This window comes from Gammaproteobacteria bacterium, from assembly GCA_021647245.1.
GTDB lineage: Bacteria > Pseudomonadota > Gammaproteobacteria > RBG-16-57-12 > RBG-16-57-12 > JAFLJP01.
Window position 1 is genome coordinate 1 of the sequence record JAKIVC010000028.1, and the last position, 15,395, is coordinate 15,395.

General features: G+C 51.1%; 13 protein-coding genes and 3 tRNA genes. 10 read left to right on the plus strand and 6 right to left on the minus strand.

Annotated features, from left to right (window positions below; all coding sequences use genetic code 11):
* The first annotated feature begins 338 nt into the window (after positions 1 to 338).
* The 3 genes from L3J94_09150 to L3J94_09160 are packed head-to-tail and all read left to right on the plus strand — an operon-like array spanning position 339 to position 5,183.
* Positions 339 to 1,400, plus strand: coding sequence for an efflux RND transporter periplasmic adaptor subunit (locus L3J94_09150; protein ID MCF6218904.1), 1,062 nt, complete (start codon positions 339 to 341; stop codon positions 1,398 to 1,400).
* Positions 1,397 to 4,444: an efflux RND transporter permease subunit gene (locus tag L3J94_09155; GenBank protein MCF6218905.1), complete on the plus strand. Its 3,048-nt coding sequence runs from the start codon at positions 1,397 to 1,399 to the stop codon at positions 4,442 to 4,444. The genes L3J94_09150 and L3J94_09155 overlap by 4 nt, the downstream gene beginning before the upstream one ends.
* 10 nt (positions 4,445 to 4,454) lie before the next feature.
* Positions 4,455 to 5,183, plus strand: a complete 729-nt coding sequence (locus tag L3J94_09160) for a phosphoadenosine phosphosulfate reductase (GenBank protein MCF6218906.1) — start codon at positions 4,455 to 4,457, stop codon at positions 5,181 to 5,183.
* Positions 5,184 to 5,217: 34 nt separating this feature from the next.
* On the opposite strand, the gene L3J94_09165 is transcribed toward L3J94_09160, so the two are convergent.
* Entirely contained in the window at positions 5,218 to 5,445 is a 228-nt protein-coding gene (locus L3J94_09165; GenBank protein ID MCF6218907.1) for a SlyX family protein, read from the minus strand.
* Positions 5,445 to 7,595 carry a bifunctional 23S rRNA (guanine(2069)-N(7))-methyltransferase RlmK/23S rRNA (guanine(2445)-N(2))-methyltransferase RlmL gene (gene rlmKL, locus L3J94_09170; protein MCF6218908.1) on the minus strand — a complete coding sequence of 717 codons (2,151 nt, stop codon included), beginning with the start codon at positions 7,593 to 7,595 and terminating at the stop codon, positions 5,445 to 5,447. The genes L3J94_09165 and rlmKL overlap by 1 nt, the downstream gene beginning before the upstream one ends.
* Positions 7,596 to 7,933: 338 nt before the next feature.
* Between rlmKL and L3J94_09175 the strand changes: the two genes are divergently transcribed.
* From L3J94_09175 to L3J94_09200, 6 genes are all read left to right on the plus strand, one after another.
* Positions 7,934 to 8,009: transfer RNA gene (locus L3J94_09175), tRNA-Gly, on the plus strand.
* 64 nt (positions 8,010 to 8,073) lie between these two features.
* Positions 8,074 to 8,147: transfer RNA gene (locus L3J94_09180), tRNA-Cys, on the plus strand.
* A gap of 43 nt (positions 8,148 to 8,190) precedes the next feature.
* Positions 8,191 to 8,277 (plus strand) — tRNA-Leu (locus L3J94_09185).
* A gap of 268 nt (positions 8,278 to 8,545) precedes the next feature.
* On the plus strand, positions 8,546 to 9,502 hold the full coding sequence (gene rluD / locus L3J94_09190) for a 23S rRNA pseudouridine(1911/1915/1917) synthase RluD (GenBank protein MCF6218909.1): 957 nt from the start codon (positions 8,546 to 8,548) through the stop codon (positions 9,500 to 9,502).
* Between the two features lie 4 nt (positions 9,503 to 9,506).
* Positions 9,507 to 10,250 carry a peptidoglycan editing factor PgeF gene (gene pgeF, locus L3J94_09195; protein ID MCF6218910.1) on the plus strand — a complete coding sequence of 248 codons (744 nt, stop codon included), beginning with the start codon at positions 9,507 to 9,509 and terminating at the stop codon, positions 10,248 to 10,250.
* 80 nt (positions 10,251 to 10,330) lie between these two features.
* Positions 10,331 to 11,113, plus strand: a complete 783-nt coding sequence (locus tag L3J94_09200; protein ID MCF6218911.1) for a ZIP family metal transporter — start codon at positions 10,331 to 10,333, stop codon at positions 11,111 to 11,113.
* 12 nt (positions 11,114 to 11,125) lie between these two features.
* Here L3J94_09200 and trmB read toward each other — a convergent pair whose 3' ends face one another.
* The 4 genes from trmB to L3J94_09220 form a co-directional block, all read right to left on the minus strand.
* Positions 11,126 to 11,812, minus strand: a complete 687-nt coding sequence (gene trmB, locus L3J94_09205) for a tRNA (guanosine(46)-N7)-methyltransferase TrmB (GenBank protein ID MCF6218912.1) — start codon at positions 11,810 to 11,812, stop codon at positions 11,126 to 11,128.
* Positions 11,813 to 11,881: 69 nt separating this feature from the next.
* Positions 11,882 to 12,673 (minus strand): thiazole synthase, encoded by a 792-nt coding sequence (locus L3J94_09210; protein MCF6218913.1) that lies wholly within the window; start codon positions 12,671 to 12,673, stop codon positions 11,882 to 11,884.
* A 116-nt stretch (positions 12,674 to 12,789) separates the two neighbouring features.
* Positions 12,790 to 13,911: a tRNA 2-thiouridine(34) synthase MnmA gene (mnmA, locus tag L3J94_09215; protein MCF6218914.1), complete on the minus strand. Its 1,122-nt coding sequence runs from the start codon at positions 13,909 to 13,911 to the stop codon at positions 12,790 to 12,792.
* Positions 13,895 to 14,533, minus strand: coding sequence for a pseudouridine synthase (locus L3J94_09220; GenBank protein MCF6218915.1), 639 nt, complete (start codon positions 14,531 to 14,533; stop codon positions 13,895 to 13,897). The genes mnmA and L3J94_09220 overlap by 17 nt, the downstream gene beginning before the upstream one ends.
* 305 nt (positions 14,534 to 14,838) lie before the next feature.
* On the opposite strand from L3J94_09220, the gene fliJ reads away from it, so the two are divergent.
* Positions 14,839 to 15,288 carry a flagellar export protein FliJ gene (gene fliJ, locus L3J94_09225; protein ID MCF6218916.1) on the plus strand — a complete coding sequence of 150 codons (450 nt, stop codon included), beginning with the start codon at positions 14,839 to 14,841 and terminating at the stop codon, positions 15,286 to 15,288.
* Positions 15,289 to 15,395: the final 107 nt, after the last annotated feature.

Genomic DNA, 15,395 nt, shown 5'->3' on the forward strand with positions numbered 1-15,395 from the left:
CTCATTGGGACGGCATCTGGTACGCGTTATTTTTAAAATGCTCAAAGAAAATAGAGATTATTATCTTTGAGGTTTAAAAAAACGGGTGAGTTTGCTGGAAATTTAGAGCGGGATGTTCAAGTCTGTACATAGTGTATTTAGTCGTTTATTGCTTTCTATATGGCTAGACTTTTAAGAATAGGGCAGATTCAACCTCGAAGTGCATCGTTACGCTGGGGCGGAAGGTATCGGCCGTGCAAAGGTCTCTCTCTATAGTGCTTGCATCTGGGGTATTAGTGCAACAAAATGCCGATCTAATGGACTAAAGTCTGAATCCACTCAACTACCATGAGTCCCCGATGATCACACGATACGCCTACTTGCCTCTGCTACTGCTGTTTTTTTCTCTGTCATTAAATGCTGCGCCGCAGGGAGGATACGCCTCGCCTGTGGTGGTTGCCGATGCACAACTGCGAATGATGGCACCACAGGTGTGGGTGAATGGTGAGGTAATTAGCCGTTACGACTCGCGTATTGCGATTGAAATGAGCGGGCGACTTTTGTGGGCGGCCGAGGTCGGTACCCATGTTGCCAAAGGCGAATTGTTGGCACAGGTAGAGACCACTCTGTTACAGCAACAGCTGGATGAGCAGTTGGCGGTGGTCGCAAGGGAAGAGGCCCGCCTCGAATTTCTTGACCAAGAGGTTCAGCGTCTTAACTCGTTGGTTAAACAGCGCAATGTATCACAAAGCAACCTTGATCAGACCCTTGCTGATCGTGCCGTGGTGCGTGGTGATCTGGCGGTGGCCAAATTACGTGTTAACCAAGCGATAGAGCGTCTCGAACGAAGTGAAATTCACGCTCCTTACAGCGGTGTGGTGAGTGAGCAGCTTTTGCAGCTTGGTGAGTGGGCGGATAGTGGTAAGCCTATTTTGCGCCTGGTTAATATTGACAACAGCGAGATTCGTGCGTGGATAACTGCCCAAATGCTCCCTTTTGTTAATAAAGGTGACCGTCTTACTGTCGAACTGGCAGGTGAAAAAACAGTGGCCACGGTTCGCTCAGTTGTTCCTGTGGGTATGGCGGTTTCACGGCTCTATGAGTTACGCCTGAAAGCGCCTGATGGCGAGTGGAATATTGGTCAGGCACTGCGCGTTGCAGTGCCTACGGCAGAGCCGAAATTGCGTCTTAGTGTGCCCAGAGATGCCTTGGTGTTACGTCGCGATGGCCGTTTTATATACCGACTTGCACAAGATGGTACGGCTGAGCGTATAGAGGTGAGCACCGGTGTTGCTATGGGTGAGTTTATTCAAGTAAGTGGCACACTGCAAAGTGGTGACCAGGTTATTGTCAATGGAGGAGAGCGACTGCGCCCCGGCCAGTCGGTGAAAGTGATAAACCCTGCGGGAACGGATAAGTGAGTCTGATTCGCGCCGCACTCAGCAATCCGGTGGCCACGTTAGTGGCTGTTTTGCTCGCGCTGCTGTTTGGTTTGCTGAGCTTAAACCGCTTGCCAGTTCAGCTTACCCCTGAAGTTGAAGTGCCCAAAATCAGCATCACTACCCAGTGGCGCACCGCCTCACCACAAGAGATAGAAGCCAATATTATCGAGCCGCAAGAGAAGGTGTTGCGCGGTATGCCAGGCATGACTGAGATGCTCTCCAGTGCAGAGCGTGGGCGAGGCAGCGTTACCATCACATTGGCGGTTGGGACAAATCTTGACCGAAGTTTGTTGGAGGTCTTAAACCGGCTAAATCGCGTCTCTAGTTACCCGGAAGATGCCAATGAGCCTATTTTGAGCACTGTTGGCGGCAGCAGTCGCCCCATCGCCTGGTTTATTGTTAAAACCCTGCCGGGTAATGATAAGCCGATTGCTCATTATCAAGGTTATGTTGAAGAGGTGATACAGACACGCTTTGAGCGGGTCAGCGGAGTTGCGCTCTCTGAGGTGAGGGGAGGGCGCGAGCAGGAGCTGCGCATCACCTTCGACCCTTATAAGGCCGCCAGCCTGGGAATAGAGCTGCCGGTTGTTGCTGGCATGGCAAGGGGCAATGAAGATGTTACCGCCGGTATAGCTGATGTAGGAAAGCGGCGTTATACCATTCGATTCAGTGGTGCTATGTCTCCCACAGAGTTAAGTGAAATGATACTGGAGTGGCGTGATGGTGCGCCGATCCGCCTGCGCGATGTTGCACAGGTTGAGCTGCTTGCAAAAGAGCGTCAGAGCTTTGTGATCAACAGTGGTGATGATGCCATTGCGGTTAACGCACATCGCGAAGTGGGGGTTAATGTCCTCAACGTGATGCAAGGGCTGCAACAGGCGGCAGATGAGCTGCGTAACGGTTCATTGAAAAATGCTCAGCTCTCATTAGAGCAGGTCTATGATGAAACGCTCTATATCGACCGCTCCATCCAGATGCTGGCCAGTAACCTGCTGATTGGGATAATATTAGCAGTGGGGGTGCTCTGGTGGTTCCTGCGCCGTTTTCGTGCCACGATGATGGTGGCGGTTGCCATTCCGCTCTGTATGACCGTTTCATTTTTTGTTATCGATATTACGGCTCACACGCTCAATGTCATCTCACTGGCGGGTCTCGCTTTCGCGGTAGGGATGGTGTTGGATGCCGCAATTGTGGTATTGGAAAATATTGTCCGATTGCGCGAAAAAGGGTTGCCTGTCTATCAAGCCGCCTCTCAAGGGGCGGCGCAGGTAAGTGGTGCGCTGTTTGCCTCAACCGTTACAACCGTCGCTATTTTTCTACCGATTATTTTTCTCGAAGATGAAGCGGGGCAGCTGTTTGCCGACTTGGCGCTGACCATTGCCGCTGCGGTTTCAGTTTCGCTACTGGTTGCGTTAACGGTGATTCCAGCCTCGGCCCACCAATGGTTTAAAACACTCGATATGAAAGATCGGCACAGCCACTGGTGGGATAACACCACGGCTTTTATTATGCGTATAACGGATAGTAAAAAGCGCCGCACCACCTGGATCATTGCACTCATATCGATCCCGTTACTGGTTAGCTTCTGGCTAAAACCGGATGCGGATTATCTGCCTGAGGGGAATCGGAATCTGGTATTTGCGTTTATTATGCCGCCACCGGGCAGTAATATCGATTTTATAAAAACAGAGATGGGCGACGTGATTGCCGAACGCATGGCACCCTACCTATCTGGCGATAAACAGCCACAAGTGAGCGACTATTTCTTTGTCGCTTATCCATCCGGAGCTTTTATGGGGGCACGTACCGTTGATGAAAATCAGGTGGATGCGCTGGTGCCGGTATTAAATGGCGCTATTCAGGGCTTCCCCGACACCCTGGCCTTTGCCAAACGAACGTCACTGTTTGGGGGCTTTGGTGCGGGTAATACCATTGACCTCAATATTCAAGGCCGCGATATAGACGCGCTGCTAAATGCAGCGGGTGCCGGTTATGGCTTGGTGCAGAAAGCGCTGCCAGGGGCGCGTATCCGCCCCTTACCTGGCTTAGCGCTGGCAGAGCCGGAGCTACTGCTGACACCGGATGAACAGCGCCTTGCAGAGGCGGGGTGGGACCGTAATACCATGGCCCAGGTACTGATGGCCATGGGGAGTGGCCTCTATGTGGGCGACTATTTTGATGGCGAGCAGCGCCTCGACATCATGTTGCGCGCTACACCGTGGCAAAAACCCGAAGAGATGATGGCGATGCCGGTGATGACCGCAGAGGGTGGTGTACTGCCGCTGAGTGAGTTGTTATCGCTTGAGCGCACGGCCGGGCCAGACAAAATTCGCCGCTTGGATCGGCGGCGCACCGTGACACTGCAAATTACCCCACCCGAAGGGGTCTCTCTGGAGCATGCCGTGACCATACTCAAGGAGCAGGTCGAACCCGAGTTACGCATGTTACTGCCCGAGGATGGTGAAATTCGTTATGGCGGCAGTGCTGATAAACTCGATATAGCACTGGCCAACATGGCGGCAACCTTTGCACTGGCAGTGATTATTCTCTACCTCCTGATATCGGCACTGTTTCGCTCTTTCAAAGATAGCCTGCTGGTGTTAATGGCACTGCCGCTGGCCACCGTGGGTGGGATTGCGGCACTCAACCTGATGCCACTTTTTGGGGTGCTACAACCGATGGATCTTTTGACCATGATCGGCTTTATCATCCTGCTTGGTTTGGTGGTGAATAATGCCATCTTACTGGTTCATCAGACCCGCGTAGCAGAGCGGGAGGGCACTGCTCGGCGTGATGCAGTGGAGCAAGCTGTTCGTATGCGCCTGCGTCCCATTCTTATGAGCACACTCACCAGTATTTTTGGTATGTTGCCGCTGCTGTTGATGCCGGGAGCGGGCACCGAGTTGTATCGTGGCATGGCAGCGGTGATTGTTGGTGGTATGCTGGTCAGCACCTTTTTCACCCTGATTTTGCTACCCAGCTTATTACGCTTGGGTGAGGCGAAGCGAGCTCAGCAGCTTTGATGGAATGGGTATGTATATAATTCGCAGTAATTACAGTAACAACGCCATCGCCTTAGTGCAGTGGGCACACCAGCAAGGGCTACAAGATGTGGTGGTTTGTTATGTGGATACCGGCTGGGCAGCCGAAGGGTGGCTTGATTATGTGGCGCAGTGTGAGCGCTATGTCGAAGAGCTTGGCTTTAGGGTTAAACACCTTAAATCACGGCTCCCTTTTGATGAGCTGATGAGTGTTAAAAATGGATTTCCAACAGCACGTTTTCAGTGGTGCAGCCTGCACCTCAAAGGGATTCCGTTACTACAGTGGCTGGAAGAGGAAGACCCCGAAGAGCAAGCCACTATCCTGATTGGCAAGCGCCGTACAGAACATGAAAATGTACCTGAATTCATCGACTGCTGCGAATTTCATGGAGAGCGTAAAGTCTGGCACCCACTGCTTAACCACTCAGATAGTGAGCGTAACGCATTAATTGCACAGACCGGTTTTGAACCACTCTCCACACTGAGCGGAGAGTGCTCCCCCTGCATCAACAGCCGCGTGCCGGATCTATCAAACCTCTCTAAAAGTGACATAGCCAAAGTCGAAGAGCTGGAAGAAGATCTCGACGCCCTTCTGTTCAACCCAGAACAGTGTGCGGGCAACAGGGGTATTGTCAATGTAGTCTCTTGGGCAAAACAGGCGGATAAAGCGGCGCTTGATGCTAAATTTGGGTGCAGTTTTTCATTTGGGTGTGGTGTTTAAGGCGGCCTTGATTAAGTCGGGCTGCAAACGGCTTCTAGTAGTGGGGCGGGGGACTCTCTTCGCTCTGCGCTGCGATATTGGATGATGCTAGGTTTTTTAGCATGTGACGTAAAGTCTGAGTTTCACGCAACAGTGCGCTGATGGTCTGTGACTGTTCGGCAACAATATCATTGAGTTCATGTAGTAGGTCGTCTTGGAATGCCTGCTTGGTTTCTAACTCAATAATGCGGGCCTCTACCTCTAATGCACTCTCTTGGACCATTATTCTTCCCCCTTGCGCGTTATGCGCCAGCAGTTATGAATTTTTTGGTTGCGTTTGAAGTCCTCAGGAATGGTTTGTGCGCTCATGTCGATAATCTCCAGTGCGGGGAGTGCGTCATGGTCCATTTTGAACTTTCGATTGTTGTTTGAGAATATCAGGGTGCCGCCATCACTCAATAGTTGACTTACTTCATCGATCAGTGCCACGTGGTCGCGTAGTACATCGAAGGTCTGCTCCATGCGTTTCGAGTTGGAAAATGAGGGGGGATCGAGGAATATTAGATCATATTGGCCGCCCTGCTTGAACTCTTGCTTGATCCACTCAAGGCAGTCTGCTTTGAGCAGATTGTGCTCTGCTCCTGTGAAGCCATTCAGTTCCATATTGCGTTGTGCCCATGCGATGTAGGTGTTAGACATGTCAATGGTGCGTGTTTCGCTGGCTCCGCCCGCTGCGGCATACAGGGTGGCGACACCGGTATAGGCAAACAAGTTAAGAAAACGCTTTCCTCTGCTCATCTCACCGATCATGCGGCGGGTGAGTCGGTGGTCTAGAAAAAGCCCGCTATCCAGGTAGTCGCTCAGGTTGACCAGGCATTTAATCGGCCCTTCGGTGACCGTATGGAACTGCTCTTTTTGGTCATAGCGTTCATATTGGCTACTCCCTTTCTGTTTGCGGCGCTGCTTGAGAAAGAGCTGAGAATTGCTGATGTCGAGAACCTCTTTAATACTGTGCAGTGCATCTCGCAGGCGTTGTGCAGCTTTGGCCGGATCGATGGAGGCGGGTGCCTGATACTCCTGAACATTGACCCAGAGTCTATCGCCCTGGTAGAGGTCGATGGCCAGTGCGTACTCAGGCAGGTCGGCATCGTAGAGCCGGTAGCAGCTAATCTCTTCACGGCGAAGCCAGTTGGCCAAGCGGCGGCGGTTTTTATTTAATCGATTGGCCAACATCGGTGCGCCTTCACTTTTACCGTCCAACGCTTTACTCAGCTCGCTCTTTCTTGCGCCATAGCAGAGCAAAACACACTGCAAGGTGCCGTTAAACAGCGTCTCTTTTGTCTCGGGGTAGAGCCCGGTATAGCTGGCCATTTTGGGCAGGCCGGTAAAGATGGCGCTGCGCCAGTCAGAGAAAGCTTTGTTGAGTGTGCTGCCCAGCTGGCGATAGAGCTGGGAAAGGTCTTTATTACCACCCAGCCGTTCGCCATAAGGGGGGTTGGTGACGACCAGGCCAGGTGGGAGGTCTGCGGGCACTGCTTGGGTGATGTCTGCTCCAGTGACGTTGATCTGCTGCTGTAGCCCGGCACGCTCAATATTAGCTCGTGCAATACTGATCATTTTTCCATCAATATCGAAGCCTTGAATGGCGGGCAGTGTGGCAAGGCCCAGCTCACGGCGTTGCTCCGCCTCTGCAAGTAGTGAGGCCCACAGGATCGGGTCGTGCTGTTTCCAGAATGTGAAGCCAAAGTGGCTGCGTAGCAAGCCGGGTGCAATATCAGCAGCCATCATGGCGCCCTCTATTAAGAGTGTGGCGGAACCGCACATCGGGTCAACCAGTGAGCCACCTTCTGCTGCAATGGCGGGCCAACCGGCCAGCAGTAGGATGGCTGCCGCCAAGTTCTCCTTGAGGGGTGCGCCGCCACCTTCTAATCGGTAACCACGACGATGTAAGCTGTCACCGGAGAGGTCGATACTGAGGCGACAGATATTTTTTGCCAGATAACAGTTGATGCGTAGGTCGGGGTATTCGGTATCGACTGAGGGGCGTAAGTCATACTTGTCGCGGAATTGATCGACCACGGCATCTTTTACTTTGAGTGCCGCATAGTGGCTATGGTTGATCTTGGAGCGGCTAATGTTGAAGTCGACTGCCAGGGTGCCTTCGGGTGACATCTGCTTAGACCAGTCGGTTCGCTGTATCCCCTCGTAGAGTGCTTCGGGTGTTTTGGCTTCGAAGCTGGGGAGCGAGAGCAGAACACGGTTGGCAACGCGAGACCAGAGGCAGAGTTTGTATGCGGTCTCGAGGGTGCCTGTGAATTCAACACCTGCCCGCACCGGATTCATATGAAAGCCACCAAGCTGCTTGATCTCATCGGCGAGCAGTTGCTCCATCCCTTTGGGTGTGGATGCAAACAGTTTCAGTGCTTCTGGCATAGTGGTTGTCCGGTCAAAAGGGAGGATTTTAACATGCAAACATTCCACCTACAGCCCTAATCCTCGGATAGAAGTGTAAGATGTTGGTTTCACAGTGAAATAAAAAATATAAGCCGCACCCGTTGGCACGGCTATTTTTTGTTTTTCTGTGGGATCAAGCGCTTAAGCTTAATGCGCAGTGTGATTTGGTAATGTCCTGTTTTGTTCGCAAGGGGTGAAATTAGCGTGCTCCATCGTACTTTTATCGGAACAACGGTATCAATTCTGCCAACTATTTTTATGGTTCTTTATAACGGTTGACAACAATAATCCCGGCTATATAATACGCAGCAAATCAGGCGGGAATAGCTCAGTTGGTAGAGCACGACCTTGCCAAGGTCGGGGTCGCGAGTTCGAATCTCGTTTCCCGCTCCATTTTTTATCTTTAAGTCACCACGATAGTATTACGGACTTAAAGCACTACTTAAATATATTATACGGCTGGGTAGCAAAGTGGTTATGCTGCGGATTGCAAATCCGCCGACGGCGGTTCGATTCCGCCCTCAGCCTCCATTTTATCTCCTTTATGGATGATCTTACTGATCAATACCCCTCTGCCCGGGTGGCGAAATTGGTAGACGCAAGGGACTTAAAATCCCTCGGTGGCAACACCGTGCCGGTTCGATTCCGGCCCCGGGCACCACTTTTCAGTTACTTTAAAGTCGGTTGATTTCACTTAAGCCGTTCAAAGTGATGAGTTGCGACCCTCTGTTATTATTCAATAACAGATCTCTCGATAATCTTCTCCACAATCTCCGGGATCAATGCAAGGCGATCTGTAAGGGTGTATTATTGCATCTTCCGGTCACTGCCTCGCCTCTCTACGCGCCGTATTGCCCTTCACTGAGGCTGTTGAAGGTGCGTTTTTCTCTGTCTGGATTTGCAAGCAGATTATTCACAGGATTTATTTGATGTCAGAACATATACAGTTAGATGCCACGCTTCCTGATGCATTGGCAGGTCGGCGCCTTGATCAGGCGCTTGCAGAGGTTTTTCCGGACTATTCACGTTCGCGCCTTAAGCAGTGGCTGGAGGCGGGGAATATCTTGGTCGATGGCCAAAAGCACCGCCCTAAGGATAAGATATGGGGCGGGGAGAAGGTGGTGCTGGATGTGGTGCTGGAACCCCAGCGTGAGTATGTGGCGCAGGCGATTCCGCTCGATATTGTTTATGAAGATGAGCAGCTGCTGGTTATTAATAAGCCTTCGGGGCTGGTTGTTCATCCTGGTAGCGGTAACCCTGATGGGACGATGTTGAATGCGTTGCTTCATCATGCGCCCGAGCTGGAGAATATCCCCCGTGCCGGTATTGTTCACCGCCTGGATAAAGAGACAACGGGACTGCTGGTAGTGGCCAAAACATTGCCTGCGCAAACGGCATTGGTTGAACAGCTACAGGAGCGCGCCTTCGAGCGTGAATATGATGCCATTTCGGTGGGTAAAATGACGGCAGGTGGGCGTATTGAGGCGCCTATTGGTCGCCATCCTGTGGATCGGGTCCGTATGGCGGTGATTAGTAGTGGAAAAGATGCGGTGACCCACTATCGTGTGGCTGAGCGTTTTCGGGGTCATGTCCACATCAAGGTGAAACTTGAGACCGGGCGCACACATCAAATTCGGGTACATATGTCCCATCGTCAATATCCGCTGGTAGGGGACCCGGTTTACGGTGGCCGGTTACGTTTCCCTCGGGGTTGCAGTGATGATCTGCGTCAAGTATTGCGTGCATTTAAGCGCCAGGCACTGCATGCGAGTAGGCTGGGGTTGGTACACCCCGAAACAGGCGAGCATATTGAGTGGCACGCAAAACTGCCGGATGATATTGAGCAGTTGATGGCCGCTTTGCGACTGGATGCAAAGGGAGCGTAATGGTATGGGGTTGGCCTCCTCTTTTATTATCCCCGACTGGCCAGCACCTGAATGTGTGCGGGCCGTTAGCACGACTCGACAGGGGGGTGGCAGCCAGCCACCCTATGCAACCTTCAACTTAGCCACGCATGTAGGAGATGATCCGCAGCAGGTGGTTGAAAATCGTGATCACTTACAAAAGCAACTCAATTTCCCATCCTCACCAGCCTGGATGAGGCAGGTGCACGGTATCGATATTCACACCTTGGCTGATCCGCCGCTGGCTTCGCTTCAAGGGGATGGGGCTGTTAGCTTTAAGGCGGGTTTGGTGTGTGCGGTAATGACCGCAGATTGCCTTCCTGTGCTGCTTTGTGACCGTTCGGGGCAAGTGGTTGCTGCCATTCATGCCGGATGGCGGGGGCTTTGCTCGGGGGTTATTGAGCGCTGTATTCAGCAGATGCAGCGACCGGGTGATCAGCTATTAGCGTGGCTCGGCCCGGCGATTGGCCCGGATGCTTTTCAGGTGGGAGCTGAAGTGCTTGATCGCTTTGTAGCCCATGACCAGGCAGCGGTGAAGGCTTTTGTGCGCCAGGATGAAAGCCACTGGTTGGCTGACATCTATCAGCTTGCCCGGCTGCGGTTGTTGTCTCAGGGGGTTACGGCTATTTACGGCGGTCAGTACTGTACATTTCAGCAAAATGATCTATTTTTCTCCTATCGCCGAGAGGGTGAGACAGGGCGTATGGCCAGTTTGATCTGGTTGCAGTGAGTTTATTGCTGGATATTCCCTGACACTCTTCGACCTTTCGCGTATCATTCGGCTCTCAAAAAAATCTCTTCTAGGCTGCTATGACCCTGCTATACATCATTCTTTTTTGTCTGTTAGGCGGCTTGCTGAGTGTGGCGGCTGCGGCCACCTTTTTGCTGATAAACGAAAAAATCCGTATCCGTATTTTGCCCCATTTAGTCAGTTTTGCGATTGGTTCGCTGCTGGGTGCGGCATTTTTAGGTTTGCTTCCCCATGCGTTGGAGTCTGCCCATGTGACAGATGTTCACGATATAACGCTGGCGGTATTGGTGGGTTTATTAAGTTTCTTTATTTTGGAGAAAATGGTGTTGTGGCGGCACTGCCACTCTCACGAATGTGAAGTGCATGGGGATGCTGAGCACAGCACAGAGCACGCAGCCCCTGCGGCAACATTGGTGATTGTGGGTGACTCTATCCATAATTTTGTGGATGGTGTACTGATTGCGGCGGCATTTTTAACGGATATTAAATTGGGTATTGTGACTGCGTTAGCGGTCGCGGCGCATGAGATTCCACAAGAAGTTGGGGATTTTGTGATACTGCTTAATAGCGGCTATAGCCGTTCAAAAGCGCTGTTATTTAACATGCTGACCACGCTGGGCACCGTGGCGGGTGGCGTGCTGGCTTACTTTACACTACAGCAAATAGAGCCGCTTATTCCCTATGTATTGGCGGTTGCGGCATCCAGTTTTATCTATATTGCAGTGGCTGATCTGATTCCTAGCTTGCACAAGCGAACCCATTTAAGTGCCACTTTTCAGCAGGTGGCGCTCATTGTTTCTGGGGTACTCTTGATCTATTTTGCCCACACCCTGTTGCACTGACCGTTCTTTGGATTACTTCCGGTAGAATATGAGATCCCATACACCATGTCCCAAACGGTGCCCGCGCTGTTCAAAGTGGGTAAGGGGGCGGTAATCGGGGCGTGGTGCAAACTGATTATCTTCTTGGCTGTTTTCAAAATCCGGGTGTTTGTTTAGCTGCGCCATCATCTGCTTGGCGTAGTTTTCCCAGTCGGTTGCCATGTGAATGGTGCCACTTTTTTTCAGTTTTTTGGCGAGCAGATCCAGCAGTGGTGGCTGTACAATACGCCTCTTATGGTGGCGATTTTTTTGCCACGGATCAGGGAAAAAGAGTTGAAACTGATCCAGGCTGTTATCGGGGATCTGCTGCTGTAATACCTCCATGGCATCGTGATAACAGAGCCGAATATTGGTGATCTCCTGAGTTTCAATTTGTAATAACAGGTTTCCGATGCCGGGTCGGTGTACTTCAATGCCAATAAAGTCACTCTCCGGCTGGCTTTTTGCCATTGCAGCCAGTGAGCTGCCATTGCCAAAGCCCACTTCAAGTACGCGCCGTGCCTGACGCTTGAAAAGTGTCTCAAGATCAAGCAGCTGCTCGCTATACTCGACGCCATACACGGGCCAAATTTCATCCAATGCACGCAGCTGGCCTTTGGTTAGCCTGCCTTGGCGGCGCACAAAGCTGCGAACCTTGCGAAGGTGTTTGAGGGTACTCATGGGAGTGTCTCGATATAAAAAAACGGGCTGCCGGGCGAGAGTGCCCAGCACCTGAGTATCTGCTCTGCTTTAGAAAAAGGCACCATCAATCGGTGAGGAGGCACTGGCATACTGTTTGCGGGGCATACGGCCCGCCAGGAATCCTTCGCGCCCCGCCTCTATCGCTTTTTTCATGGCGGAGGCCATCAGTACGGGCTTTTTTGCACACGCAATGGCGCTGTTCATCAATACACCATCACAGCCCAGCTCCATGGCAAAGGTGGCATCGGAGGGAGTGCCAACACCGGCATCAACCAGGATGGGTACGGTTGCATTTTCGATGATTAGTTTGATGTTATAAGGGTTGCAGACCCCCAGTCCGGAGCCGATAAGTCCTGCCAGTGGCATCACCGCAACACACCCCATCTCTTCAAGACGCTTGGCGATAATGGGATCATCATTGGTGTAAACCATCACCTCAAAACCATCGTTTATTAAAACTTCGGCGGCCACCAGTGTCTCGGTTATGTTGGGATATAGGGTTTTTTCATCACCTAATACTTCAAGTTTCACCAAGTTGTGGCCATCGAGCAGCTCGCGCCCCAAGCGACAAGTGCGAATGGCATCATCAGCGGTATAGCAACCTGCGGTATTGGGTAAAATGGTGTATTGGCTAGGGGGAACAACATCCAGCAGGTTAGGCTCCCCAGGGTTTTGACCAATATTGGTGCGGCGAATGGCGACGGTAATAATTTCAGCGCCACTGGCTTCCGTTGCCTGGCGAGTCTCTTCGAGGTCTTGATATTTCCCACTGCCAACCAGCAGGCGGGAGCGATACTCTTTTCCGGCAATAATAAGGGGGGTATCTACCGTATGTGACATCTGATTAACCTAATGTTTGTTGATGATGGATAGCGCCTGATTATATCACTGTGGCAGCTGACTGTGCGACTTTTACAGGGAACCCTAATCCCCGGATAGAGATACCTATTGTGTTCCTATCCGGGAGTGAGGGCTGGGGCATCGGAGTTTTCGATGATGCCACCACCAAGGCACTCTTCACCCTGGTAGAGAACAATGGACTGTCCCGGGGTGACGGCACGTTGCGGCTCATCGAACTCAACGGTCATGCGCCCCTCTTTCAGTGAAATGATGGTGCATGCTTGATCGGGCTGGCGATAGCGGGTTTTTGCATAGCAGCGCAGCGGTATGCTCGGTGTGATACCGGTGCACCAGTGCAGCTGGTTTGCTTCAAGTCGACGGCTGAAGAGCCACGGATGATCGTGGCCCTGGGCAACGATGAGGCTATTATTTTCCATATCTTTACCCACCACAAACCACGGCTCACCACTGTTGTCATGAGATCCACCGATGCCTAATCCTTGTCGTTGGCCTAGGGTGTAGTACATCAACCCTTGGTGCTCTCCCATCGAAACACCTTCGGGAGTGAGCATTTCACCGGGCTGGGCGGGTAAATAACGACTGAGGAACTCACGAAAATTGCGCTCACCAATAAAGCAGATGCCGGTGCTATCTTTTTTGCGGGCGTTGATGAAACGGTGTTTTTCAGCAATACGACGTACTTCTGGCTTATCAATATCATTGAGTGGAAAGAGGGTGCGTGAGAGAGCCTCTTGCCCCAGTGTATACAGAAAATAGGTTTGATCTTTGTTCTTATCAAAGGCTTTCATGAGACGAAAGTAGCCGTCACGCTCTTCAATGCCGGCGTAATGGCCTGTTGCAATGTAGTCGGCTCCCAGTTCGAGGGCGTGCTGCAAGAAGAGTTTGAATTTAATCTCTTTGTTACACATTACATCGGGGTTGGGGGTTCGACCGGCACGGTACTCTTCAAGAAAATAACTAAACACCTTATCCCAGTACTCTTTTACAAAGTTGCGTGGAAAGAGGGGGATATCAAGTTGTTGGCAAATCTTTTTGACATCAATTAAATCTTGCGCGGAGTCACAATAGTCACCCTCATCGTCTTGATCCCAATTTTTCATAAACAACCCCTGAACGCTGTAGCCTTGTTGCTGTAGCAGCAAGGCGCTCACAGAGGAGTCGACACCACCAGAGAGGCCGATAATTACGCGTTGTTGGTTATTATTGTGTTCGTTCATGTCTATTCCAGAGGTTGACTGTCGCTCTTTTTGTGCGCTGTTTTGGCGGTTTTTTATTTTGTTGCCCCTTGACTGGGGGCATTTTAATATCGAGAGTGCGGTGCTGTGCTGGTTCGATATTGTCCAGCGTCCACTCACCTACGGCGTAGCGCACCAAGCGCAGTGTGGGGTGGCCTACCGCAGCCGTCATTCGCCGCACCTGGCGATTTCGGCCTTCACGAATCTTGATCTCCAACCATTGCGTCGGGATGTTGGCGCGTTCACGGATGGGTGGGTTTCGCGGCCAAAGAGTGGGTGCATCAATCGCCTGGATTTTCGCGGGCAAGGTAATGCCATCTTTAAGTACGACACCTTTGCACAGTGTAGAGAGTGCCGCTTGTGTGGGGATTCCCTCAACCTGTACCCAGTAGGTCTTCTCTGTTTTTCTTTTCGGGTGAGAGATCTGGTGTTGCAGTGCACCACAATCGGTTAGTAACAGTAATCCCTCACTCTCTTTATCCAGTCGCCCAGCCGGATAAACATTGTCTATACTAATATATGCGGAGAGCGCAGTGCCGTGCTCACTATCAGAAAATTGGCTGAGAACACCATAAGGTTTATTAAAAAGTATCAGTTTTGCCATGGAGGGATTTTACACGGGGTTAAGTCCTTTTTTCTAATGTTTTTTGCTAGAAGAACGATGCAGTAGGGTAGATTAAAGCGTTGTTAGCAATCAAATGGAGATCTTTGCACGATTTATATTTTATGCCCCAGCCGCATTAAAAATGGCCTCAAAATCCCCATTTACTACCAGTAAACTACGGTTTTTTGATCATTTTTTCCTTGCTGGAACAAAAACTATTTTTCGTGCAAAGGTCTTAAATGGTGTGAAAATTGCTCTTGGTTTTCGGTAGCTTTCTTTAGAACTATTCGGGGTGAATGGCCACAATGAAAAAATCAGTACGCTTAGCATCGGTTGTGAAGATTGCCGAGTCTGAAGAGCATAAGGCCATTCAGGCATTCGGGCATTGCCAGCAGCAGCTGGAGATGCATAAAGGGCGGCTGCGACAGTTGATGGAGTACCGCAACGAATACCAGCAACAGTTTGATCAACGTGCCAGCAATGGAATTTCAGTCGCTCAGATGCAGAGCTACCGTGCTTTTATCTCTCAACTCGATCTCGGAATAGAAGAGCAAAACAGGGTGATTGGCTCAACGACTCTGGAGGTTGAGGCCAAGCGCCGCGAGTGGTTTACCAAGCGAACCAAAACAAAGGCGATTGATAAAGTGATCGAGCAACATATCACTAAAGAGCAGGCACAAGAGAGCAAGCGTGATCAAAAGGAGTGTGATGAACGCTCACACAGCAGTTATCGTGGCCAGATTATGTTGGATTAACGGATGTTCGACTTAACCACTAAAAAGCCCGCTAGCACGGGCTTTTTTTATGCTTGAATTCGCCTTTTTGACCAAGTGTGGCATGAATAGTGAAAGATGCTAGGCAT

Coding starts and splice junctions, on each gene's coding strand:
- L3J94_09165 (MCF6218907.1), bottom strand. CDS start 5,445: ATGGTCCAAGAGAGTGCATTAGAGGTAGAGGCCCGCATTATTGAGTTA.
- pgeF (MCF6218910.1), top strand. CDS start 9,507: ATGGGGTTGGCCTCCTCTTTTATTATCCCCGACTGGCCAGCACCTGAA.
- rlmKL (MCF6218908.1), bottom strand. CDS start 7,595: ATGCCAGAAGCACTGAAACTGTTTGCATCCACACCCAAAGGGATGGAG.
- L3J94_09220 (MCF6218915.1), bottom strand. CDS start 14,533: ATGGCAAAACTGATACTTTTTAATAAACCTTATGGTGTTCTCAGCCAA.
- rluD (MCF6218909.1), top strand. CDS start 8,546: ATGTCAGAACATATACAGTTAGATGCCACGCTTCCTGATGCATTGGCA.
- L3J94_09210 (MCF6218913.1), bottom strand. CDS start 12,673: ATGTCACATACGGTAGATACCCCCCTTATTATTGCCGGAAAAGAGTAT.
- L3J94_09160 (MCF6218906.1), top strand. CDS start 4,455: ATGTATATAATTCGCAGTAATTACAGTAACAACGCCATCGCCTTAGTG.
- trmB (MCF6218912.1), bottom strand. CDS start 11,812: ATGAGTACCCTCAAACACCTTCGCAAGGTTCGCAGCTTTGTGCGCCGC.
- L3J94_09200 (MCF6218911.1), top strand. CDS start 10,331: ATGACCCTGCTATACATCATTCTTTTTTGTCTGTTAGGCGGCTTGCTG.
- L3J94_09150 (MCF6218904.1), top strand. CDS start 339: ATGATCACACGATACGCCTACTTGCCTCTGCTACTGCTGTTTTTTTCT.
- fliJ (MCF6218916.1), top strand. CDS start 14,839: ATGAAAAAATCAGTACGCTTAGCATCGGTTGTGAAGATTGCCGAGTCT.
- mnmA (MCF6218914.1), bottom strand. CDS start 13,911: ATGAACGAACACAATAATAACCAACAACGCGTAATTATCGGCCTCTCT.